The sequence below is a fragment of the Nocardiopsis sp. ATB16-24 genome, from assembly GCF_030271535.1.
In the GTDB taxonomy this organism is placed as follows: Bacteria; Actinomycetota; Actinomycetes; order Streptosporangiales; family Streptosporangiaceae; genus Nocardiopsis.
The window spans coordinates 34867-57693 of the sequence record NZ_JASCXJ010000009.1 but is presented as its reverse complement, the minus strand read 5'-3'; the positions used below and the strand labels follow the sequence as shown (position 1 = coordinate 57693).

The following is a 22827-nucleotide window of genomic DNA, read 5'->3' as shown; positions in this document are numbered from 1 at the left end:
GGCCGTGCTCCTCCTTGTGCTGACCCTCGTCCTGCCGGGCGCCACGTCCGCGGCGCAGAGCGCGCCGCCCTCAGCCGACCCCTCCCTGGTACGCGCCCTGCTCTCCACCGGAGACCCCCTCCTGGTGCCCTTCGCTCCGGACACCGCGCCGGCCGGCGGTGGGCGGACCCTCACCCTCGACCAACGCCGGGAGCTCACCGCGTGGATGGACGCGCTCGGCGAGGAGCGGGGCGCCGACTTCGGTCTCGCGGTGCAGGATCTACGTACCGGCGCCACCTTCAGCCACAACGCCCATCGGCAGTTCCCCATGGCGAGCGTGGCCAAGCTGACGATCCTGGCCATGCTCCTCCTCCACGCCCAGGAGGAGGGGCGCGACCTCACCGAACAGGAGAGGGCACAGGCCGAGGTGATGATCCGCTACAGCGACAACGAGGTCACCGACGGTCTGTACTCACGGATCGGCTTCACGGACGGTTTCGTGCACGGTGCCCGGGCCTTCGGTCTCACCGGCACCGACCCCCACCCCCGGGGAGTGTGGGGTGCCACCATGACCACCGCCGCCGACCAGGTGCGGCTGTTGCGCGCGCTCTACTCCGAGGAGGGACCTCTGTCGGAGAGCGATCGCCTCTATCTGCGTGGACTGATGGAATCGGTCGCCGCCGAGCAGGCGTGGGGGGTCTCGGCCTGCGCGGGACCCCATGACACCGTGGGGCTCAAGAACGGATGGACACCGCGCGAGAGCAACCGCGGCCTGTGGAACGTCAACAGCGTCGGCTACGTGGCCGGCCCCGACCGGGAGTACCTGATCGCGGTCCTGAGCGACGGCAACGGCGGCTACACCAGCGGGGTGGAGTTGGTGGAGGAACTGGTGTCCACGGTCACCGATGCCCTGGAGGAGTCCGCCTCCTGACCCCGACCGGACACCGTGGTCTTTCGATGGTCCGGTCGCGTCCGGCGAGCGGGTCCCGCCCACCTGGCGGGACCCGCGAACGCGTGGCGGAGCATCGAGGCCTAGTCCAGCGGTCCGCCGGCCACGTACAGGACCTGGCCGGAGACGTACCCGGCCTCCTCTCCGGTGAAGAAGGCGACGGCGTTGGCGATGTCCTCGGGGACACCCACCCGGCGCACCGGGATCTCGGCCTCCTTGAAGGCCTTCATGTCCTCGTACTTGACGCCGATGCGCTCGGCGGTCGCCTTGGTCATGGCGGTCTCGATGAACCCGGGCGCGACGGCGTTGCAGGTCACGCCGAACTTGCCCAGTTCGATGGCGAGGGTCTTGGTGAACCCCTGGAGTCCGGCCTTGGCGGCGGAGTAGTTGGCCTGACCCCGGTTGCCCAGCGCCGAGGAGCTGGACAGGTTGACGATCCGCCCCCAACCGCTCTTGGTCATGTGGGCCTGGGCGGCCCGACTCATCAGGAACGTGCCCCGCAGGTGCACGTTCATCACGGTGTCCCAGTCCTCCACGGACATCTTGAACAGCAGGTTGTCGCGCAGGACACCGGCGTTGTTCACCAGGATCGTGGGCGGGCCGAGACGCTCGGCGACGGTGTCGACGGCGGCGCTCACCTGCTCGGGGTCGGCCACGTCGCAGCCCACGGCCACAGCCGTGCCGCCGGCGGCGGTGATGCGGTCCACGACCTCCTGGGCGTCGGACTCCTTCAGGTCCAGGACGGCGACGGACCGCCCCTCACTCGCCAGACGCTCGGCCACGGCGGCGCCGATCCCGCGGGCCGCACCGGTCACGATGGCTACACGGGGCGTTGGGGACATGGTGTTACCTCCAGAGTTCATGCGGTGGGCGCGGGGAGATCCTATCGGCATGCCAACCGGTCGGTAGGTGCCCGGGGTGACATTCGGCGGGGGGAAGGGGAACGTCCCTCGCGCGTACGCCTCCCGAGCCGGTGGAAGATGGTCTCTCCGTTTGCCTGCGCGGTGCCCCGGCGTGTCCTACGATTGTCCACAGGACCAAGATGCACGTGCATTCGAATCGTGCAGCGGCACACGCTCGCAGGGCGTCACCAGCTCTTCGGACACGACACCGCCGACTCACCACGGTGCATCAGGGAGGAGTGGAAGGCATGGAGTGCGCGGAGGCTGTGGCCGAGCCGACCCGTGGTTGGTGGCTCAGGGTCCTGACGCACGGTTCGCGCCGCTGGAACACCCCTGTCTGCGGAGACAGGCACGACGCCCTCACCTGGAGCTTCGTACCGCGCCCTCGTGCGGTGGGCGCCGCACGGGAGATCTCCGAGGCACTCCTCGGTGAATGGGGGATGCAGTACTTGTCCAACGATGTCGCGGTCGTCGTTTCCGAATTGGTCACCAATGCGGTCAGGCACGGCGCCCCCCTGCTCCTGCCCGAGCGGGAGGAGGGCGGTATTCAGCTGTCCTTGATGCGCAGCGGCAACGAATTCATCTGCGCGGTTCGTGACGGTGGAGAACGATTGCCACGCAGAAGGGAAGCCGATCTGGGCCTGGAGGGCGGACGGGGGCTTGCCCTGGTGAGTGCTTTCGCGCGAGAGTGGGGCGTGATTCCCACACCGCCCGGCGGAAAGTTCGTGTGGGCGCAATTCGTGTGAGCCGATCACCGTGTGCTGTTCCTCGGGAGGCGTCGCCATGGCGATGTGGTCCCACCCGGGGCGGTGGACGGAAGGCTCTTTCGGATCGCGGGGGTGATCGGGAGCCGTGCTCCTGTCTTGTACATGTAGTGTCTTGACCGTAGGGAAGGCATCCCGCCGGCCCGGATACCCTTGGGCGAGGAATGGACGGAGAGGCGGCGAACGTGGATATCGCTCGGTTGCGCCAGGGAAGCGGCCCCACCGTGCGCCGCATGCTGATCGGACACGAGCTGCGTCAACTCCGCGAAGCCCGTGGTATCAGTCGTGAGGACGCGGGGAACAAGATTCGCGCGTCGGCGTCCAAGATCAGCCGTATGGAACTCGGCCGGGTCAGTTTCAAGCTGCGCGATATCGAGGACCTCCTGAAGATGTACGGGGTCACCGACCGCAAGAAGATCAAGGAAATCCTCGAAGTCGCGCGGGAATCCAACAAGCCGGGGTGGTGGCGGGAGTACGGGGACTCACTGCACAAGTGGTTCACCCGCTACGTCGGCTTCGAGGAGGCCGCCGACCACATCCGTATCTACGAGTCCCAGTTCATTCCCGGCCTGCTACAGACCGAGGAGTACGCGCGGGCGATCATCTCCGGTGGTGTGGAGACCGAACTGGTCACCGAGCAGCGCGTGGAGGCCAGACTCAAAAGACAGCGCCGCCTGCGCACGGACAAGAAGATGCGCATGTGGGTGATCCTGGACGAGGCCGCGGTGCGCCGTCCCATCGGGGGACCGGAGGAGGGCCGCGAGATCATGCGCGGCCAACTGGAGTGGCTCATCCAGCTCAGCCAGGAGTACGACAACATCACCCTCCAGATCGTCCCCTTCTCGGTGGGTGCGCACGCGGCCGAGGCCGGTTCGTTCACCCTGCTGCGCTACTCGGAGTTCGAGCTGGCGGACATGGTCTATCTGGAACAGCTCACCGACGCGGAGATCATCGACCGGCGCCCCGTGGTGGAGGCCTACACCAAGGCCATGACCAGACTGAGCGTCGCGGCGGCCACGCCGGACGAGACGTTGGAGATGCTCAAGAACATGCTGAAGGACCTGGACAAGGACGACGAGGGCTAGGTCGTGTTTTTTGCATCATTTCGGGCTCGCGTCCACCAGGCCGCCTCTCGCTACGCCTCTGCGCTCGTGAAGCACGACCAGGCTGAACTTCGCACATCGTCTTGCGAGAGATTGCCTGGACGGCCGCTCGCTGACCCGAAAGCCTTCTGAAGAACACTCCCTAGAAGCACCTCTTGGAGGAGTGGTCCCGAAGGGACCGGAGATCGACCATAGGCTCGCTGCGGCGGGCCTTTTCGGTTTCCTGGGCAGGAGCCGCTTCCTCCGTCGGGCGATGTGCGCCCGACGCCCGAGGAACGGGTGGTCGCGGGTGGGGTGCCCGGGCCGGCCCGACTGAGGGCATGGCGGTCGGGCCGGCGCGCAGGAGTGCCACCGCACGGCGATGACCCCTCCTGCGTGCTCCGAACACCGAGGCGACCTGGGGCCGCCTACCCCAGAAGGTTGTCGAAGTCCCCGTCCTTGGCGCCGAGGATCAGGCAGTTGATCTCCTCCTGGGTGTAGACCAGGGCCGGCCCCGACGGGAACCGGGAGTTGCGAACGGCGATCGATCCGTCGCCGAGGCGGGCCATCTCGACACATGCGCCCTGGGAGTTGCTGCGCTTGGCCTTCTGCCAAGCCGCTCCAACGAGGTCGGTCGCGGGAATGCCGTTGCGTGCGGTCATGCTGCTCCTTAGTCGTATGAGGGGTGGTCCGTGCCGATGCACTCACAAATGCACGTGCATTGGCACCGACGCGTTCACAAGCATAGCGTGACCTCCGCCACTTGTCCGTGGGTTTGACGGTATGTGAGCGGCGTGTGATCGAGCAGCGTGGGCAGGTCGTCCTGTGGTGGGTGGGTTCGTGCGCAAGTGCGTCGAGGCCCGAGGAGGCGACCACCGATCCGCCGCTCGGGGTTCCGATACGAAAGCGGGAAAGACCCCGCCGGAACCGGATCGGGACTCGGAGTCGGCGGGGCCTTTCTCAGGGAAGGGCAAGGTCAGGAGCAGTCCAGCGCGGTGGTCAGCGCCTCCAGGTTGCCCCGCATGATCGAGGGATAGTCATCGCCGGGGGAATCCTCGGTGACCCCCTCCAGGGGATCGAGTACCTCCACCCGTGCACCGGTCTCGGAGGCGATGGTCTCGGCGGTCGCCGCGGGCATCAACGGCTCGGTGAAGACGGTGGTGATGTCACGTTCACGGACGATGTCGGTGATCGAGGCGATCTGTGAGGGGGAGGGTTCCATCTCCGGATCCACCCCGCTGACGCCCACCTGCTCCAGGCCGTAGGGCTCGGTGAGGTAGGTGAAGGCGGTGTGACCGACCACGACCTCGTCACGCTCGCAGGAGGACAGGCCCTCCTCGTACTCCTGCCCGAGCGCCTCCAGCTCCGTGGTGACGGTCTCCACCCCCCGTGCGTAGTCGTCGGAGCCGTCCGGGTGGATCCGGGCCATGCGGTCGCCGAGCTCACCGGCCACCTGTGCCATCAGGTCCACGTCGAGCCAGAAGTGGGGATCGTGTTCACCATGGTCGTGGCCGTGCTCCTCGGCGTGGTCCTCCTCGGCCGTGTCGCCGTGCTCGTGCCCCTCCTCGCCGTGGTCGTGGTCGTCCCCGGAGTGGTCGTGGTCGTCCTCGGAGGGGGACGCCTCTCCGCCCGCGGGGCGCAGGTCCACGAGTTCGGCGACGTCGAGCGCGCCGTCGGGGGCCTGCTGTGCGATCGCCTCGTCCACGGCGGGCTGAAGACCGCTCACGTGGAAGGCGATGTCGGCCTCACTGACCTGGGCGACCTGACGACCGGTCAGCTCCAGGTCGTGCGGTTCGGTACCGGGTTCGGTGAGCTGGACGACCGCCACCCGGTCTCCGCCGATCTCCCGGGCCAGCCACTCCAAGGGATAGACGCCGGTGACCACGGTGATGTCGGCGTCGGCCGGGGAGAGGCCCGACTCCTCCCTTCCTCCACCGTCTCCACAGGCGGTGATCGTCATGAGTGTTGCGGCGCCGAGGGCGACGACCCTCGCGGTTGTCCCAGTTCGCATGGGCCAATTTTGAGGAAAATGAAAACGGTTGTCAATTTGCCCGTTTGGCGAGAGCTGTCCCAGGCGGAGCAGACGTGGGAGGGATCGGCCACCGCCGACGGGGCGTTCACCGAGGCATGGGGCGGGTGCGGCGCCCGTGAGCGGTCCCCACACCGTGGGAGACGGGATCGATGTCCGACGGGAGCCCGTACCAACGACGACCCGTACCCGTGGGCGTCTCCCGGCCAGGTGGCTCAGGCCGACTCCGAGAAGCGCTCCACGTCGTCGGTCCGGCCCGCCACCACGATCACGTCGCCCTTGTTCAGCACCGTCTCCTGGGTGGCGTAGGTGAACTCCCCGCCCATCCTCTTGACCGACACCACGGTGACCCCGTACCGCTGACGCACCCGCGTCTCCCGCAGCGTCCTGCCGACCAGTGCCCGGGGCGCCTTGGTCTTGCCCAAAGAGAAGCCTTCCTCCAGCTCCACGTAGTCGAGCATCCGACCGGACAGCAGGTGCGCCACGCGCTCGCCCATGTCGTGTTCGGGCAGCACCACGTGGTGTGCGCCCACCTGCTCCAGGATCCTGCCGTGCCGCCGACTCGTGGCCTTCGCCCAGATGGTGGACACCCCCATGTCGACCAGTTGCGAGGTGGTCAGGATGCTCTCCTCCAGGTGACTGCCGATGGCCACCACGGCCCGCTGGAACTGCGAGGCGCCCACCTGGCGCAACGCCTCCTCGTCGGTGGCGTCGGCGATCACGGTGTGGGTGAGGGCGTCGGCGTAGGTCTGTACCAGACGAGGGTTGGAGTCCACGCCCAGCACCTCCCATCCCCGTTCGATCAGCTCCAGGGCCAGCGAGCTGCCGAACCGGCCCAGGCCCACGACCAGGACACGTCTGTCGGTGGGGCGCCTGTGTTGCTGCACGGGGTCCTTCCCTTCGGGTCGGAGGGCCTCAGCCGATGATCGGCCGCTCCATGGCGAGATCGTAGCGGCGCAGACGGTCGCGGAAGGCGAGCGCCGTCACGAAGGTGACGGGGCCGATGCGTCCGGCCACCATGAGCAGGGCCAGCAGAGACTGAGCCCACGGGGCCAGGTCCGGAGTGATGCCGGTGGACAGACCGACCACCCCGAAGGCCGAGACCACCTCGAACAGCACCGGCATGAAACCGAACGGGGTGGTGCGCAACAGCAGGACCGTGGTGACCGCCACCGCCGTGGCGGAGAGGAACACCAGGCTCAGCGACTGGCGGACCACCTCGTGCGGGAGTCGGCGGCCGAACACGTGCACCTTGTCCTGGGCCCGGACCTCGGCCAGGACCACCAGGAAGATCACCGCGAGGGTGGCGACCTTGATCCCTCCGGCCGTTCCGGCGCTGCCGTTGCCGACGAACATGAGCATGATCGTCACCAGCAGGGTGGCGTCCTCCATGTGGCCCGTGTCGACGGCGTTGAAACCGCCGCTGCGCGGCACCACGCCGTGGAAGAAGCCATCGGTGATGCGGGCCCACCAGTCCATCTCGCCCAGTGTGGCCGGGTTGTCCCACTCCATCACGGTGACCAGCAGGGCTCCGGCCACGAAGAGGATGGAGGTCGTGGCGACGGTGAGCTTGGTGTGCAGGCTCCAGGCGCGGGGTGTGCCCAGTCGGCGCCGCAACTCCAGCAGGACGGGGAGGCCGATGCCGCCGAGAATGATCGAGAAGGCCAGGGGAAGCAGGATGAACGGGTCGCCGGAGAAGCGCATCATGCTGTCGTCGTACAGCGACATCCCCGCGTTGTTGAAGGCCGAGACCGCATGGAAGAGCCCCGAGTAGACGGCCTCTCCCGGCGGCATGTCGTAGCCCAGCCACATCCGCGGGGTGATCAGCGCGAACGTGGCTCCTTGGAGCACCAGGAAGACGGCCGCCACCCGGCTGACCAACTCGCGAACGTCGCCCACCCACAGGCTCCGGGTCTCGGCCTGCACGTGGAGTTGCATGCGCAGCCCGAACCGATGGATCACCGCGGTGCCCAGCAGGGAGGCCAGGGTCATGATGCCCAACCCGCCGATCTGCATCAGGACCAGGACGATCCCGTGACCGAAGGCGTTCAGGTCTCCGCCGATGTCGATCACGCTCAGACCGCACACGGAGAGCGCGCTCGTGGAGGTGAAGAAGGCCTCGACGAACGACAGCCCCTCGGCGTCGGTCGTGGCCGCCGGGGTCATCAGCAGACCCGTGCCCACCAGGTCCACGGTGACGAACGCGAGCAGGAAGACCCGTGCGGGCTTGCGCCAGATGCGGGACTCGCGGGGAGCGTGCCAGTGCACACGTACGCGCCGTGTCGACCACAGGGCCCTTCGAGGCATGAGTCGGTCGCGGACCAGCCCGAGCAAGGCTCGCACGCCCGTTCCCCGAGGACGGGTGCTCACCGCTGGCCGCGGTTCGGGAAGGATGCCATGGTGCCCCCTTGTCGGCCGACCGCGAGGAATTGTGCCAGAGGGTCACGACACCGGCACGTCGACGGCCTGCTTCCGCATGGTAGACCCCTGGGTGAGGCGCGCGCGGTCGGCATGGGGCGCCGGCCGTCAGGCGTGGCGGGCCCCCTCGTGGTCCGCGTGTCCGGGCGGCTCCAGTTGCAGGGTGGAGTGTTCGACGTCGAAGTGGCCGGTCAGGCATGCGTGGAGCTCGTCCAACATCCGGCCGGTGTCGCGCAGATGCTCCTCGGCGACCACCACGTGCGCCGACATCACGGGCACCCCGGAGGTGATGGTCCAGGCGTGCAGGTCGTGGACGTCGAGTACGGCGGGGTGACTGAGCAGGTGTTCGCGCACCTCGGCCAGGTCCATGTCCTTGGGCGTGGCCTCCAGGAGGATGTGCACCGCCTCGCGCAGCAGCGTCCAGGCACGGGGCACGATGATCGCCGCGATGCCCAGCGACACCAGGGTGTCCACCCGTGTCCATCCCGTCAGCCAGACCACGGTCCCGCCCGCGATGACGCCCACGGAGGCCAGAGCGTCGCTGATGACCTCCAGGTAGGCCCCCTTGACGTTGAGGCTCTCCTTGGCGCCCGAGCGCAGGACGAACAGCGCACCGATGTTCACGGCCAGTCCGAACGCGGCGACGACGACCACTCCCGCGCCGGACACGTCCGCGGGTCTTTGCAGCCGGTCGATCGCCTCCAGGACGATGAACCCGCACAGGACGAACAGGACCAGCGCGTTGACGGCGGCGGCGAGGATCTCCGCCCGCTGGTAACCGAAGGTGCGTTCGTCGGTGGCCGGTCGGGCGGCGAGCCATACGGCGACCAGGGCCAGGGCCACTCCGAAGGAGTCGGTGACGGTGTGCCCGGCGTCGGCGAGCAGGGCGAGGCTGCCGCTGAAGGCGGCGCCGATCACCTGGACCACGGCGACGGCGAGCATCATCCCGAGGACCACGGCCAGCCGCCTGCTGTTGGCCGCGCCTGCGGTGACCGTGTGCCCGTCTCCATGGCCGTGTACCGCGCCCATCGGCCGCCCCCTGTCCGCCTCCGCCTGGTGGGCACCGTGAACGTACGGTGCCCACGATTCAGTCAGCACTGTTTATACAGTCTAAGCTGTCTATACAGCAAACCCTGTACAATGGTTTTCATGTTGACCTCCGAGCAACGCCTGTCCGCCATTCATCGACTGGGCCGCGCTCTGGCCGATCCCACCCGATGCCGCCTCCTCCTGGCGCTCCTCGACGGCCCGCACTACCCCGCCGGACTCGCCGAGCAACTGGGACTCACCCGCCAGAACGTCTCCAACCACCTGGCCTGCCTGCGCGACTGCGGGTTGGTGCGCACCTCCGCGCGGGGGCGTCAGGTCAGTTACGAACTCGTGGACGCCTCCCTCGCGCACGCCCTGGAGGACCTTCTGAGCGTGGTGTGGGGGACCGCCCACCCGCACGAGACGGTGGAGGAGTCGAGCGAGCGGTTGGAGGAGCAGCGGGCGGTCTGAGTCCCCTGAGACGGGGGTCACCTCAGGGCACGTCTTTCTGTGTGGGGCCAAACCCCGTACTGTGATGTCCGTTATTTGGGAAGACCGGCCCCACGGCGTCCTCCACCGTGTCCGCGGCGACCGCGGCCCGACTTCGGGCAGGGCTCCGAGGCCGGTCAGGGCCGACCCTGACAAGGGACTGACAGAACCCTGAGAGTCCCCTGAATCGGACAGGGGCGGGCCGACTCCAGATATAACGCGACGTATGGTGAGTAGTGCGCCCGGCGAAAGCGTGAAATTCCGACGAACACGCCTGGCACGGTGATCCCGCACCCCGCGGACGGATACCGACCGTCCCCCACCGCGGCACGTCCACAGGACTCCGCCGACCTCACGGCGCGCCGGAGTCGACGTGCGGAGGTGCTCGGGCACCGACGGACGCTGGACGCCCCCGCACATCATGGCCAGCACACCGCGGCCCGCTCCCGTGGTCCGCAGCGAAACTTAGGAACGAGAACCTCTCATGTCCAGATCGGCCGCAAGAGCCCGCGTCCCGGGCCGCCCCCGGACGGGGAATGCCGCCACCGGAGCGGAAGGGGCGCACACGTGAACCGCCTCTCGACCGTCTCACTCGGTAACCGGGCGCTGGTCCTGCTCATCACCCTGGCAGTCCTGTTCTTCGGTGTCCTCGCCGCAGTCTCGGCCAAGCGCGAACTCTTCCCAGAGGTCTCGTTCCCGATGGTGATGGTCACGGGAAGCTATCCCGGCGCCACACCCCAGGTGGTGGAGGGTCAGGTCACCGAACCCCTGGAGCAGGCGATCCAGGGGGTGGAGGGGGTCAACACCGTCACCTCCACCTCCAGCACGGGCACGGCCCAGATCATGGCCGAGTTCGACTACGGCCGTGACCAGGACGCCCTGGTTCGGGAGGCGCAGGTCGCCATCGACCAGGTCTCGGGCATGCTCCCCGACGACGTCGACACCTCCGTCATGTCGATGAGCACGGACATGATGCCGGCCATGCTCCTGGCCGTCAGCGCCGAGGACGGCGACGAGCAGGCCCTGGCCTCCAGCGTGGAGAACATCCTCATCCCCGACCTGGAGTCGGTGAACGGCGTGCGCTCGGCCACTCTGTCCGGCGTGCCCGAGCAGAGGATCGAGATCACTCCGGACGAGGACGAACTCGCCGAGGCCGGCATCACCACCGAGGACCTCTCCCAGGCCCTGGAGGGCAGTGGGATGCTCATGGCCGGGGGGTCCATCGACGAGGACGGTCGGACCCTGAGCGTCACCACCGGCGAGCAGCTCGCCTCCCTGGAGGCGATCGAGGACCTGTGGGTGCGCCCTTCCCAGGGCGTGGACCCCTCCGCCGCGATGCCCGGTGCGCCCCCGACCGCCCCGCCTTCGCCGGTCCGACTCTCCGAGGTCGCCGACGTCGAACTCCTCACCGCCGAGGCGAGCAGCATCGCCCGCCTGAACGGTGACCCCAGCATCGCCCTGATGATCATGGCCACCCCCGACGGCAACAGCGTCGAGATCTCCGAAGGCGTCCACTCCGTCCTGGAGGAGCAGTCCGACCTGCTGGACTCGAGCACCGAGATCGGTGTGGTCTTCGACCAGGCGCCCTTCATCAACGACTCCATCACCGACATGTTCGAGGCGGGCGGCTACGGCCTGGTCGCCTCGGTCATCGTCATCCTGGTCTTCCTGTTGTCCATCCGCTCCACCCTGGTCGTCGCCGTCTCCATCCCGGTGTCGATCCTCGTGGCCTTCCTGGGCATGCAGGCCTTCGGGTTCACCCTGAACATGCTGACCCTGGCCGCCATCACCATCGCGATCGGTCGGGTGGTCGACGACTCCATCGTGGTCCTGGAGAACATCGGGCGCCACATGAGCTACGGCAAGGAGCGCATGCGGGCGGTCAAGGACGGCGTGCGCGAGGTCGCCGTGGCCGTGGCCTCCTCCTCCTTCGCCACCATCGCCGTCTTCCTGCCCCTGGCCTTCGTCGGGGGCATGGTCGGCGAGATCTTCGTGCCCTTCGCGGTCACCAGTTCCCTGGCCCTGGGCGGTTCGCTGCTGGTGGCGCTCACCATCACCCCGGTGCTGTGCTACTGGTTCATGCGTCCCGCGGAGGTCGGTGACGCCACCCTGGAGCAGATCGAGCGGGAGAAGCGCTCCCCGTTGCAGCGGGCCTACCTGCCCGTCATCCGCTGGATCACCACCAAGCGCAGGTCCGCCACGATCATCACCCTGACCGCGTCGCTGTTCGTCTTCGGTGGCACGCTGGCCATGGCCGCCGGTTCCGAGACCGACTGGATGGGCGAGGCCGAGCAGAACACCTACGCGGTCGTGCAGGAACTGGAGCCCGGTACCTCCCTGGAGGCCGCCGACGAAGAGGCCGCCAAGGTCGAGGAACTCCTGGCGGGAATGGCCTGGATCGACAGCTACCAGACCAACATCGGCGGCAACCCGCTGATGGGCGGTGGGTCGGACCAGATCGACTACACCATCACCGCCGACCCCGACACCGACCAGCTGCGCAACCGCGAGGTGCTGCGCACCGAGTTCGCCAAGCTGGACACCGAGTACGAACCGCGTCTGGACGCCACCGGCGGCATGGGCGGTTCCGCCATCGAGGTGCGTGTCACCGCCGAGGACCAGGACACCCTGGCCGAGGCCGCGGCGATGGTCGAGGAGGAACTGCGCGCCATCGACGGCGCCGACGACGTGGCCAGCGGCATCACCGAGTCGCAGGCCGCGCTGGAGGTGCGCGTGGACGGTGAGGAGGCCGCCGAACTCGGCATGAGCGAGGCCATGGTCGGCCAGGCGGTCTCGGCCGCCTTCAACGGCCGTAACGTGGGCACCGCCACCATCGACGACATCCGCCGCGACGTGGTCGTCCGTGTGGAGGAGGCGCCGCAGACCGTCGCCGAACTGGAGGACCTGCCGCTGACCACGCCCACCGGCCAGGCCATCGTCCTGGGCGATGTGGCCCAGGTGGAGGAGGTGCTCCAGCCTCCGGAACTCACCCGTATCGACGGGGTCACCAGCACCACCGTGACCGCCGCCGCCACCGCCTCCGACCTGGGTGGGGTCAGCGTTCAGATCAGTCAGGCCCTGGACGGGCTGGACCTGCCCGAGGGCGCCACCGCCACCCTCGGTGGTGTGAGCCAGGAGCAGACCGAGGGCTTCGCCCAGATCGGGCTGGCGATCCTCGCCGCGATCGTCATCTGCTACCTGATCATGGTGGCGACGTTCAAGAGTCTGCTCCAGCCGCTGATGCTGCTGATCTCGGTCCCGTTCGCCGCGACCGGTTCGCTGGGTCTGCTCATGCTGACCGGCACCCCGATCGGTGCCGCCGCCCTGATCGGCATGCTGATGCTGATCGGCATCGTGATCACCAACGCCATCGTGTTGATGGACCTGATCAACCAGAACCAGAACCGTGGCATGCCGCTCGGTGAGGCGATCGTGGAGGGGGCCCGGCACCGTCTGCGGCCCATCCTCATGACGGCGGTGGGCACCATCGCCGCGCTCGTGCCGATGGCCACCGGTCTGGCGGGCGGTGGAGCGTTCGTCTCCGGCCCGGTCGCCATCGTGGTGATCGGCGGTCTGGTGACCTCCACCCTGCTCACGCTGATCCTGGTGCCCGTCCTCTACCAGCTGGTGGAGTGGGGGCGCCGGCGCCGCGAGGTCCGTAGGCAGGCCCGCCGCGAGCGCAGGGCGGGCCGCGGGGCCACGGTCGGGGAAGGAACCGAAGAGGAGGCCGCACGCAGCAGGCAGACGGTCGGCTGACCCGGTTTCGAGAATCGGGGGAAGGGGCGTCCCGCGCACAGCGCGGGGCGCCCCTCGTCGTTCTCCCTTTCGGGAGAGTTTCGGTCGCTTGCCGATCGGTTCGTGGCCGAAGGATGGTCGACACGTGCCCGGTGTTTGGCGGGCCCACATTTATCGATCCTATGTTCGAGAAAAGAAAAAAGATGATAAGAGCGTTTTGTCTCTCGTCTTCGAGGTATGCCGACACGTAGTGTTCGCGCTCAGGGCGCAGGGCGGGGCGGCGGCTCGCCGCCTCCTCGCGCGACTTTCGGGGGAAAGGGTGTAGAGATGATGTCTTGCGTCACACTCGACCGCCCTGACCTGCGCGGATACCGTGAACAGTTGTCGCTCGACAACAAAATTTTGCCCCACGGCTTTTGAAGACGTTTCTGAGGGAACGTACTGTGCGCACCACGGGCGCTACCGCCCGGTCACGGGGCTTGGACGCCGACCGTGAGCGGGGCGCACGACTGGGGCCTGCCAGCCAGGCAGCTATACCAGGAACACACAGGACAGAGCACCGGGGGGTTTTCTCTTGTCCGCTATCGCTTCCCATGTGTCCCAGAACACAACCAATCACACGCCCGTAATTCCCAGACCGCGTAGAGCGGCTGAGGAGGTCTCGGCCGAGGAGTTGTTGTCAGAGCTCCGAGGGCTGAGTGAGGGGGACCCGCGGGCCAACAGATTGCGCGAACGCGTCGTCGTGCTCTACCAACCGCTGATCAACAAGATCGCTCGCCGCTACGGGGGGCGCGGCGAGCCGTTGGAGGACCTGAAGCAGACCGCCATGGTCGGACTGGTCAAGGCCGTACGCGGTTACGACCCCGACCGTGGCAAGCCGTTCATCTCCTACCTGCTTCCCACGGTCACCGGCGAGATCAAGCGGCACTTTCGCGACCACACCTGGGCCGTGCGCGTGCCCAGACGTCACCAGGAGAACCGCGTCAAGCTCCGACGCATCATCGGTGAGTTCCAGCAGGAGCACGCACGCACCCCCACCATCGCCGAACTGGCCCAGGAGATGGGCCTGTCCGAGGCCGAGGTCAGCGAGCTGACCCAGGTCTCGGAGTCCTATCGCTCTCTGTCGCTGGACGCGCCGGACTCCTCCGACTCCGACGGACAGGAGGGCGCCCGTCTGGAGGACCACCTGGGCAGTGAGGACCGGGCCCTGGAGCGGGTGGTCGAGCGTGAGTCCCTCAAGCCGGCCCTGGCCCGCCTGCCCGAACGTGAACGCAAGATCCTGCTGTTGAGGTTCTTCGGAGACCACACCCAGTCCGAGATCGCCGACCGCCTCGGCTACTCCCAGATGCACGTGTCCCGGCTCCTGGCCGGCGTGTTGGAGCAGCTGCGCAAGGAGGTGGGCACGGACTCGCCCTCCCGTAATTAGCGGACCGTTTCCTCAGGGACCCGCTTCGCCGGGCAGCGGTCTCTTCTTCTTCCGCCGGAGGACAGCGACAGGAGCCGTCCTCCGGCGGGAGGACCGCCGGGAGCGCTCCGAGCGGGCCACGGGCTCGCACGGCACGCGGGGTCCGGTGTCACGGGCTCTGCGCTCCATCGTCGCCCGGGAGAGCAGGCCCGTCATCCCTCCGTCGCCGGAGCGGCGATTTGTGCTGTCCACGCACTCCAGGCAGTCTGCCTCCCATGAACGAAACGAACAAGAGCCTCGAAGACCTGGTCCGCGCCGAGTTGGGCGGCGAACCCTCCCAGGAGGCCAAGGACTACGCGCGGCGGCTCTACGAGCGCTACCGGCTGCCCGCACCCGCCGAGGACGGCGAGGACGACGGCGCGCCATCGACGGCCGTCACCGAGGAGTAGACAGGTCCCACGTCCGCCCAGGGCGGGGAGGACACACGGTGTGTCCACACTCCGCCACGGCATTCGGGGACGGCCATCGTCCCCCGCGAGGTCGGCCCGCGGAGGAGCGCCTCTTCCTCAGTGCGTGTCCGCCGCCGGGTCGCCACCGCGCTCCCAGACCAGTTCGAACCAGACCTTCCTGCCCATGCCGTCGCCGCGTCGTTCGGTTCCCCACTTGCTGGAGAGCGCCTCCACCAGATCCAGGCCCCGACCGTGCTCCGCCGTGTCGTAGGGGTTCCGGTTCTGGGGCTCGGGTTTCTCGGTCAGGCTGCCCAGATCCCGTACCTCCACCCGCGCCCATCCGGGTGCCACCTGGACGCACACCTCGAACTTGCCGGTGGCCATGCCCGAGGCGCTGTGGGTGATGGCGTTCGTGGCCAGTTCGCTGGTCAGCAGTGTCGCCGTGGTCAACTCCGGTGAGGCGGCCAGTTGACGGGCGACGAACCTCCTCGCGTAGGCGATCTGACTCGGCAGACCCGGAAACCTCCTTCGTACGGGTCTACGCGTGGCGTCGGTGTCGTCAGGGGCTCGTTCGTGCATGGGACTCGCCGGACGTTGCGGGTGTGTGGACGTGGGTGCCGGGCTCTGGAGAGGGTTCGTCCGCAAGGGGCCGTCCCCGCGGGTGGGACCGTGCGTTCGGTGCGTGCACGGGAGACTGTGGAATGCTGCGGTGTCACACATTGGGCTCACTCCCCGAGGACGTGTGTTCGCGGCGGGCATGGCAACGAAAGCGCCTGGCCCTCGAAGGGCGTCCGTGCCCACATCGTGGGTCACGGCGCGTTCTCACACCGGTCACAGTCCTCTGGGACAAGGAGGGATGCGTTCGTCTGCCGCGAGGTGCGCGGTCTGAGGGCGGCGACAGGGGGATGGGGAGAAGCCCGAGGGCTTCTCCGTGGTAGGCGGGGCCTGAGAGCGGGCCGAGGAAGTCGCTCATGTCTGGTTGTGGATGCGCCCTACGACACTGAAGGGCGTATTCGCGCTCAGCATACGCTCCGTGCCTCCTCGGGGACCCAACCGACCTCGCCTGGCCAGGATAACCCTCCCTGAACTGGTTAAAAGGGGTTTCCGGTCTGATCACACGGTTGGTCAGGAGGGGTGGCGCCCGGGTTGCGGGACTGGTGGGGTCTGTGAGCATGAATAACGATTGGGTAAAGTCTGGGGAAAGCCCGGTGATGGTCAAGGTCTTGCGTTCCCCATGTCCGACCGGCCAAGGTGTGGGGATGTCCTCCCGACCGCCCCTGTCCTCCGGTCCCGGCATCGAGATCGATCGCGCCGTACGCCTGACCGACGAGGGTCACGTCCTCGTGGGCGGATGCCCGCCGAGGACGGTGCGCCTCGCCCCCGAACAGGTCAGCGCGCTCATTCGTTGGTCGAGCGGTTCCATGCCGAAGGGAGAAGAGGAGGGGCTGCTCGCCCGGGCCCTGGTCAGGGCGGGGTTGGCCCACCCCCGCCCGCGGCCCCTCGCTCCCGATGACACCGTCGAGGTGGCCGTGGTGGGGCGGACGGGACACCACGCTCTGGCCACCACCTTGGACCACCTGGCGGAGCACCGCCCGAAGGTGCGGACGGTGGTGGTCGGGGCCACCGGTACAGAGGCCCGGGTCGCCCGCCGCCGTGGAGTCCGCGTCGTCACGGGTCAGACCGGGGGCACGGGGGCGATGGCCGCGGCGCTGCGAGCGTGCTCGGCCGATCTCGTCGCCCTCGTCGAGGCGGGCACACGTCCCTCCCCGGGGTGGCTGGAGACCGCCCTGGGGCACTTCGACGACCCCGAGGTGATGGCGGTGGTGCCGCGCGTCCTGACGGACCGCCCCAGGGGTCTCGACCACGCTCAGATGACCGTGGCCGCCATCGCCGCCGCCGGCACGGGCGCCGACCGCGGCATCGACCCCATGCCCGTGCTGCCCTGGGGGCACTCCAGGCCCTGGCAACGGCGGTCGGGCACGGACGGCGGGTTCACCGACGCACTGAGGCCCGTGCCGGCCCTGGTGGTGCGCCGTGTCGTCGCCGACCTGGGCCCCGGAGCGGAGGAGGCCCCCGTACTGGACCTGCTGTGGCGGCTGGTGGACCAGGGGTGGTCGGTGCGTTACGAGCCCCGGTCCCGGCTCTGGGCACCACCGACCACGGACGTGGCCGACTATCTGCGTGACAGCTTCGCCTTGGGGACGCTCGCCGCTCCGCTCGCCCGTCGCCACGGGCAACGCCGGGCCGGTCCCGAACTGCCACCGGCGGGGATGGTCGGCCTGGCCCTGGCCGCGGCCGGACACCCCGGCGCCGCGTTGACGGCCGGTGCGCTGGGAGGTGTGTCGGTGGCCGGCGCGCTCCTGTCCCAGGAACGGATTCCTCTGCCGGAGACGGCGCGGATGGCGGGCCTGGACCTGATGCGCACCGTGCGCGCGGGCACGCACGCGGTGCGTACCGCGTGGTGGCCGCTCGCCGCCGCGGCCACGGTGGGCGGCGTGATCGCCCGTCGCCGCGGGCGGAGGGTCGGAGGGAAGGTCGAACGTGCGAGGCGGATCGCCGTGGTCGCGGGCGCGGCCCTGACCCTGCCCCACGTCATGGCCTGGCACCGGAACAGGGCAAGGGCGTTGACCGGCCCGGTGCCCTGGACCGTTCTGGGCATGGCGGGTGACGCGGCCCGTTCGCTGGGGACCTGGTGGGGCGTGGTGCGCACACGGACCCCGGCGCCCTTGGTGCCACGGACCGGGACGGCGTCCGGTACGGCTCCCTCCGGCGGATTCGGGGGAGGCCGAGACCTTCCAGGGGTGAGGGCGGGCCGACGGCTCCCGTGACCGACCTCCGGGCTCTGCGTGGCCGCGGGTGAGTGGAGGGGCGAGGTCGGGGGCGCCCCTGGAAATTCCGTTGCGCTGGGTGAGGGGCTCATGGGCCTGCTGTCCGAAAAATCTTTTTTGTATGCTCCCATGGAAGAATTCTCTCGCGAGCACCCCCTGAAGGCGTGTATCCATGCATGTCGGAAAAATTGGTCATTTCCTTTTGGTCTCGTATTGTTCCAGCTCAGGCCCTGGTCTCTGTTCGGGTTGAAGTTGTTTCTTGCGTGCAAGACATGACAAATTATCCATAATTGCATGCCAGTCGAGTAGCGTTGTCTTTTCTTGATGTAGTGGTTACCTTCGAGTGTCTGAATTGCCGCAGGCTCATGGCATTACTGTCACGGAACGTATTCGGGTGAGAAAGCGCTCGGGATGCCTTGAAGAGCCGCTCTCCGTGGTCGTGAAGTGAGGAAGTCCTGGCATCGGTGACGTCCGCCGACATGTCCCTGGGGTACTTCGGACCGCGATCGTGGACGGAACCGGGCGAGGGCCGTGCACGAACAGGGCGAACGGCGGGCTCGGCTGTGAGGTTCGGAGAGAATTTTGGGCAAGTTCCTGGCCAGGCGGTTGCTGAACCACGTCGTTCTGATCTTCCTCGCGACGAGTTTCGCCTACCTGCTCGCCGCGACCAACCTGCATCCGCGCGACTACTTCGAACAGATGCAGCCGCCGCCCGCACCGGAGGCGGTCAACGCCCAACTGGACACGCTCAACCTCAATGACGAGACCCCCCTCGCCCAGCGCTACGCCACCTGGATCACGGGAGTCGTCCAAGGCGACTTCGGCAAGACCATCCAGGGACGCGAGGTCGCCGACCAGATGTGGATGAAGGCGGGCGTGACCCTGCGCCTGATCACCGTCGCCACCCTTCTCGGCGGCGCCGTGGGCATCGCCGTCGGCGCCTACGCCGCGGTACGCCAGTACCGCAGGTTCGACAAAGCGGCCACGGCGGCCTCCTTCTTCGTGTTGTCGGTGCCCACGGTCGTCATCGCGATCGTCGTCCAGGTCCTCGCCGTCGCGATCAACGACGGGCTCGGGTTCCAGCTCCTGCGCTACTCCGGGGAGTACTCGGCCGGCTTCGACGGGACGTGGTGGCAGTTCCTGGGCAACCGGATCCACCACGCCCTGCTGCCCACCACCGTGCTGGCCGTCGCGCTCTTCGCCGCCTTCGCCCGCTACCAGCGCAACATGATGTTGGACGTGCTCGGGGCCGACTTCGTGCGCACCGCCATGGCCAAGGGACTCACCCGCAGGAAGGCCCTGTTCAAGCACGCGCTGCGCACGGCCCTGATCCCCACCATCACCTACTTCACCTTCACCTTCGGCGCCCTGGTGTCGGGAGCGACCTTCACCGAGAAGATCTACGGATGGCACGGCATGGGCGCCTGGCTGATCGACTCGATCTTCCGCAACGACGTCCACGTGGTCGCGGCCGTCTCCTGGTTCATGGCGATCACCATCATGGCGGCGTCCTTCCTCTCCGACGTCCTCTACGCCTGGCTGGACCCGAGGGTGCGGGTGTGACAGCGCCCTCCGCCGCCGACCGCAACGTTCCACCGCACACGACCGCGCCACTGTCGCTGGAGAGCACGCCATGAACACGATCGAGAAGAGCACGGAGACCGCCGAGGCGCCGTCGGTGCCCCCGGCCCCCGACAGGCTCAAGGACGTGGTGCGCCGACTCCTGGGCACCCGACGTGTCATCGTCGGCCTCGCCATGCTCGCCCTGCTGACGGTGCTGGCCTTCGTGGGCCCGCTCATCAGCGGTTGGGAGGTGGGCCGGCGCGACTTCTCGGCCATGCTCGAAGGCCCCTCCTTCGAACACTGGATGGGCACCAACCGCACCGGCCAGGACATCTTCACCCAGTCCACCGCGGGCCTACAGAAGTCCCTGCTCATCGGCCTGCTGGTCGCCCTGATCTCCACCGGTGTCGCCGCACTCGTCGGTGCCTTCGCCGGCTACTTCGGCAAGATGACGGACAAGGCCCTGATGTGGGTCGCCGACCTGGCGCTGGTACTGCCCAACTTCGTCATCCTGGCCATCCTGTCCGAACACTTCATCGGACAGGGCGGATGGCTCGTCCTCGTCATCCTGCTCGCCGCCTTCAGCTGGATGGTCACCTCCAAGATGGTCCGCGGACTGACCATCTCCCTGCGTGAACGCGAGTACATCCACGCCGCCCGTTTCATGGGGGTGCCCCCGCACAGGATCATCCTGCGCCACATCCTGCCGAACATGTCGTCCCTGCTCATCGCGGACGCCACGATCATGGTCAGCACGGCCATCATCGGCGAGACCGCGCTCAGCTACTTCGGTCTGGGAGTGCAGCCCCCCGACATCAGTCTCGGCATGGTCATCGCCGCCGGATCCTCGTTCGCCACCACCGCTCCCTGGATGTTCGTGTTCCCCACGGTCCTGCTGGTGCTGATGGTGCTCGCGGTCAACATGATCGGGGATGGGTTGCGCGACGCCCTCGACCCGCACTCCACGTCGCGCCGTTCCTAGGGGGAGGCACACCCATGAGCACTGACATCATCGAGACCACCGAGGTCGCCTCCGACGAGTGCGCGGGGGAGGCCCCTGTCCTGGAGGTCACCGACCTCACCGTCACCTTCCCCGGAAGGAACGGCGGCCCCGACGTCCACGCCGTACGCGGCGTCAGCTACGCCGTACGCCGTGGCGAGGTGTTGGGCATCGTCGGCGAGTCCGGCTCGGGCAAGTCCGTCTCCTCCATGGCGGCCATGGGCCTGCTGCCCGACCACGCGGAGGTCACCGGATCGGTACGCCTGCACGGTGAGGAGATCCTGGGCCTGGACGACCGCGCCATGGCCCGCAAGCGCGGCAAGGTCATCTCCATGGTCTTCCAGGACCCGCTGTCCGGGCTCACCCCCGTGTACACGGTCGGCGACCAGTTGGCCGAGGCCGTCCTGACCCACGAACCCAGGACCTCCCGAGCCCAGGCCCGGGCCCGCGCCGTCGCACTGCTCGACCTCGTCGGCATCCCCAACGCCGAACAGCGTTACCGCTCCTTCCCCCATGAGTTCTCCGGCGGTATGCGCCAGCGCGTGATGATCGCCATGGCGATGGCCAACGATCCCGACGTCATCATCTGCGACGAACCCACCACGGCCCTGGACGTCACCATCCAGGCGCAGATCCTGGACCTACTGCGCACCGCCCGCCGCGAGACCGGCGCGGCCATCGTGATGATCACCCACGACCTGGGGGTCGTGGCCGGGTTCGTCGACCGTGTCCTGGTCATGTACGCGGGACGTCCGGTGGAGACGGGCGGGGTCGACGACATCTACTACCGCAGTCGCATGCCCTACACCATGGGCCTGCTCGGTGCCGTGCCGCGCATGGACCTGGACGACCAAGGGGCGTTGGTCCCCATCGAGGGGACCCCGCCCTCGCTGTCGAACCCGCCGCCAGGCTGCCCGTTCGCGCCGCGCTGCCCCCTCGTCCGGCCCGAGTGCGAGCAGACCGAGCCCGAACTCCTGGAGATCGGAGATCGACCCCCGGGGGAGGAGGTCCGTGCCCGCAGCGCGTCCGCCAGCGGCGCACGGGCGCCGGGCGCCGACGCCGCCCCCCAGCGCGTGGCGTGCCTCCGCTCCGGGGAGATCGCCGCCCAGGGATGGACCGCCCAGGACATCTACCCGGTGCCCGACATCCCCGAGACCTCGTTCTCCCACACGCGGCGCCAGGACCGCAGGGAGGTCCTGCGAGTCACCGACCTCGTCAAGCACCACGCTCTGACGAGGGGAGCGGTGTTCAAAAGACGCGTGGGCACCGTGTACGCGGTCGACGGCGTCGACTTCGACATCCGCGAAGGCGAGACCCTCGCACTGGTCGGTGAGTCCGGTTGCGGCAAGTCCTCCACCCTCATGGAGATCATGGGCCTGGAGAGGCCCCAGCGCGGCAGCGTCACGGTGATGGGCAAGGACTCCTCGACGCTGAGCAGGTCCGACCGGTTCCGACTGCGTCGTGAGATGCAGATCGTCTTCCAGGACCCGATGAGTGCACTCGACCCGCGCATGACGGTGTTCGACATCATCGCCGAGCCGCTGCGCACCCACGGCCGCTCCCCGGCCGAGACCACCCGCAGAGTGTACGAGCTGATCGCGCTGGTCGGTCTCGACATCGAGCACGCCACCCGCTTTCCCGCCGAGTTCTCCGGCGGCCAGCGCCAACGCATCGGTATCGCGCGGGCCCTGGCCCTGGAGCCCCGACTGCTGGTGCTCGACGAGCCGGTCTCGGCCCTGGACGTGTCCATCCAGGCGGGCGTGGTCAACCTGTTGCGGGAATTGCAGGCCAGGCTCGGGCCGGCCTACCTGTTCGTCGCCCACGACTTGTCGGTGGTCCGCCACATCGCCGACAGGGTCGCGGTCATGTACCTGGGCAGGATCGTCGAGATCGGCGACACCCGGTCGGTCTATTCCCGTCCCGCCCACCCCTACACCCAGGCGTTGCTGTCGGCGATCCCCCTCCCGGACCCGGAGAAGGAGCGCGCACGCACGCACATCGTCCTGGAGGGAGACCTGCCCAGTCCGGCGAATCCGCCCTCGGGATGCAGGTTCCGGACCAGGTGCCAGAAGTTCCTCACCCTCGCGGAGACCGACCGTGAAAGGTGCGTGAGCGTCGAACCACGGATCCTCGCCGTGAACGGTGAGGACCAGGGCGCGGCCTGCCACTTCGCGAAGCGGTGGGGAACCGACTGACGCCAAGGGCG

The 22827-nt window shown here is 68.3% G+C and carries 18 protein-coding genes; 11 read left to right on the top strand and 7 right to left on the bottom strand.

Going from position 1 to position 22827, the window contains the following annotated elements; genetic code table 11:
- The first annotated feature begins 4 nt into the window (after positions 1–4).
- Entirely contained in the window at positions 5–910 is a 906-nt protein-coding gene (locus PFX91_RS12060) for a serine hydrolase (RefSeq protein WP_502888309.1), read from the top strand.
- Positions 911–1011: 101 nt separating this feature from the next.
- Here the strand turns inward: PFX91_RS12060 and PFX91_RS12055 are convergent, their stop codons facing one another.
- Positions 1012–1770 carry an SDR family oxidoreductase gene (locus PFX91_RS12055; RefSeq protein ID WP_285731596.1) on the bottom strand — a complete coding sequence of 253 codons (759 nt, stop codon included), beginning with the start codon at positions 1768–1770 and terminating at the stop codon, positions 1012–1014.
- A gap of 308 nt (positions 1771–2078) precedes the next feature.
- Between PFX91_RS12055 and PFX91_RS12050 the strand changes: the two genes are divergently transcribed.
- Complete coding sequence (locus tag PFX91_RS12050; protein ID WP_285731595.1) at positions 2079–2576, top strand: ATP-binding protein; 498 nt, start codon at positions 2079–2081, stop codon at positions 2574–2576.
- Between the two features lie 251 nt (positions 2577–2827).
- A complete protein-coding gene (locus tag PFX91_RS12045) occupies positions 2828–3679 on the top strand; it encodes a helix-turn-helix domain-containing protein (protein ID WP_285731594.1) in 852 nt (283 codons plus the stop codon).
- Between the two features lie 425 nt (positions 3680–4104).
- Here PFX91_RS12045 and PFX91_RS12040 read toward each other — a convergent pair whose 3' ends face one another.
- The 5 genes from PFX91_RS12040 to PFX91_RS12020 form a co-directional block, all read right to left on the bottom strand.
- Positions 4105–4338, bottom strand: a complete 234-nt coding sequence (locus tag PFX91_RS12040) for a DUF397 domain-containing protein (RefSeq protein ID WP_285731593.1) — start codon at positions 4336–4338, stop codon at positions 4105–4107.
- Positions 4339–4652: 314 nt separating this feature from the next.
- Complete coding sequence (locus PFX91_RS12035) at positions 4653–5687, bottom strand: metal ABC transporter substrate-binding protein (RefSeq protein WP_285731592.1); 1035 nt, start codon at positions 5685–5687, stop codon at positions 4653–4655.
- 233 nt (positions 5688–5920) lie between these two features.
- On the bottom strand, positions 5921–6592 hold the full coding sequence (locus tag PFX91_RS12030) for a potassium channel family protein (RefSeq protein WP_285731591.1): 672 nt from the start codon (positions 6590–6592) through the stop codon (positions 5921–5923).
- A gap of 28 nt (positions 6593–6620) precedes the next feature.
- On the bottom strand, positions 6621–8012 hold the full coding sequence (locus PFX91_RS12025) for a TrkH family potassium uptake protein (RefSeq protein ID WP_285731695.1): 1392 nt from the start codon (positions 8010–8012) through the stop codon (positions 6621–6623).
- Positions 8013–8231: 219 nt separating this feature from the next.
- Positions 8232–9152, bottom strand: a complete 921-nt coding sequence (locus PFX91_RS12020; RefSeq protein ID WP_285731694.1) for a cation diffusion facilitator family transporter — start codon at positions 9150–9152, stop codon at positions 8232–8234.
- 120 nt (positions 9153–9272) lie between these two features.
- Here PFX91_RS12020 and cmtR point away from each other — a divergent pair, with 120 nt between their 5' ends.
- The 4 genes from cmtR to PFX91_RS12000 all read left to right on the top strand — a co-directional run bounded on the left by cmtR (position 9273) and on the right by PFX91_RS12000 (position 15230).
- The gene (cmtR, locus tag PFX91_RS12015; protein WP_285731590.1) at positions 9273–9623 is read left to right on the top strand and encodes a Cd(II)/Pb(II)-sensing metalloregulatory transcriptional regulator CmtR; all 351 of its coding nucleotides are present in this window, start codon (positions 9273–9275) and stop codon (positions 9621–9623) included.
- Between the two features lie 585 nt (positions 9624–10208).
- Positions 10209–13397: an efflux RND transporter permease subunit gene (locus PFX91_RS12010; RefSeq protein ID WP_285731589.1), complete on the top strand. Its 3189-nt coding sequence runs from the start codon at positions 10209–10211 to the stop codon at positions 13395–13397.
- Between the two features lie 553 nt (positions 13398–13950).
- Positions 13951–14802: a SigB/SigF/SigG family RNA polymerase sigma factor gene (locus tag PFX91_RS12005; protein ID WP_285731588.1), complete on the top strand. Its 852-nt coding sequence runs from the start codon at positions 13951–13953 to the stop codon at positions 14800–14802.
- Positions 14803–15056: 254 nt separating this feature from the next.
- Positions 15057–15230, top strand: a complete 174-nt coding sequence (locus tag PFX91_RS12000; protein ID WP_285731587.1) for a hypothetical protein — start codon at positions 15057–15059, stop codon at positions 15228–15230.
- Positions 15231–15347: 117 nt separating this feature from the next.
- Here the strand turns inward: PFX91_RS12000 and PFX91_RS11995 are convergent, their stop codons facing one another.
- Positions 15348–15809 carry an ATP-binding protein gene (locus PFX91_RS11995; RefSeq protein ID WP_285731586.1) on the bottom strand — a complete coding sequence of 154 codons (462 nt, stop codon included), beginning with the start codon at positions 15807–15809 and terminating at the stop codon, positions 15348–15350.
- Between the two features lie 680 nt (positions 15810–16489).
- Here PFX91_RS11995 and PFX91_RS11990 point away from each other — a divergent pair.
- The 4 genes from PFX91_RS11990 to PFX91_RS11975 all read left to right on the top strand — a co-directional run bounded on the left by PFX91_RS11990 (position 16490) and on the right by PFX91_RS11975 (position 22816).
- Complete coding sequence (locus tag PFX91_RS11990; protein WP_285731585.1) at positions 16490–18058, top strand: glycosyltransferase; 1569 nt, start codon at positions 16490–16492, stop codon at positions 18056–18058.
- 582 nt (positions 18059–18640) lie between these two features.
- Positions 18641–19621: an ABC transporter permease gene (locus PFX91_RS11985; RefSeq protein WP_285731584.1), complete on the top strand. Its 981-nt coding sequence runs from the start codon at positions 18641–18643 to the stop codon at positions 19619–19621.
- Between the two features lie 70 nt (positions 19622–19691).
- A complete protein-coding gene (locus tag PFX91_RS11980; RefSeq protein ID WP_285731583.1) occupies positions 19692–20603 on the top strand; it encodes an ABC transporter permease in 912 nt (303 codons plus the stop codon).
- Positions 20604–20617: 14 nt separating this feature from the next.
- Entirely contained in the window at positions 20618–22816 is a 2199-nt protein-coding gene (locus PFX91_RS11975; RefSeq protein WP_285731582.1) for a dipeptide ABC transporter ATP-binding protein, read from the top strand.
- Positions 22817–22827 lie beyond the last annotated feature (11 nt).

Bases quoted from the DNA above. Each gene is read 5' to 3' on its own strand.
- PFX91_RS12055 (WP_285731596.1), bottom strand. From the start codon at position 1,770: ATGTCCCCAACGCCCCGTGTAGCCATCGTGACCGGTGCGGCCCGCGGG.
- PFX91_RS12050 (WP_285731595.1), top strand. From the start codon at position 2,079: ATGGAGTGCGCGGAGGCTGTGGCCGAGCCGACCCGTGGTTGGTGGCTC.
- PFX91_RS12045 (WP_285731594.1), top strand. From the start codon at position 2,828: ATGCTGATCGGACACGAGCTGCGTCAACTCCGCGAAGCCCGTGGTATC.
- PFX91_RS12040 (WP_285731593.1), bottom strand. From the start codon at position 4,338: ATGACCGCACGCAACGGCATTCCCGCGACCGACCTCGTTGGAGCGGCT.
- PFX91_RS12035 (WP_285731592.1), bottom strand. From the start codon at position 5,687: ATGCGAACTGGGACAACCGCGAGGGTCGTCGCCCTCGGCGCCGCAACA.
- PFX91_RS12025 (WP_285731695.1), bottom strand. From the start codon at position 8,012: ATGCCTCGAAGGGCCCTGTGGTCGACACGGCGCGTACGTGTGCACTGG.
- PFX91_RS12020 (WP_285731694.1), bottom strand. From the start codon at position 9,152: ATGGGCGCGGTACACGGCCATGGAGACGGGCACACGGTCACCGCAGGC.
- cmtR (WP_285731590.1), top strand. From the start codon at position 9,273: ATGTTGACCTCCGAGCAACGCCTGTCCGCCATTCATCGACTGGGCCGC.
- PFX91_RS12000 (WP_285731587.1), top strand. From the start codon at position 15,057: ATGAACGAAACGAACAAGAGCCTCGAAGACCTGGTCCGCGCCGAGTTG.
- PFX91_RS11995 (WP_285731586.1), bottom strand. From the start codon at position 15,809: ATGCACGAACGAGCCCCTGACGACACCGACGCCACGCGTAGACCCGTA.
- PFX91_RS11990 (WP_285731585.1), top strand. From the start codon at position 16,490: ATGTCCTCCCGACCGCCCCTGTCCTCCGGTCCCGGCATCGAGATCGAT.
- PFX91_RS11980 (WP_285731583.1), top strand. From the start codon at position 19,692: ATGAACACGATCGAGAAGAGCACGGAGACCGCCGAGGCGCCGTCGGTG.
- PFX91_RS11975 (WP_285731582.1), top strand. From the start codon at position 20,618: ATGAGCACTGACATCATCGAGACCACCGAGGTCGCCTCCGACGAGTGC.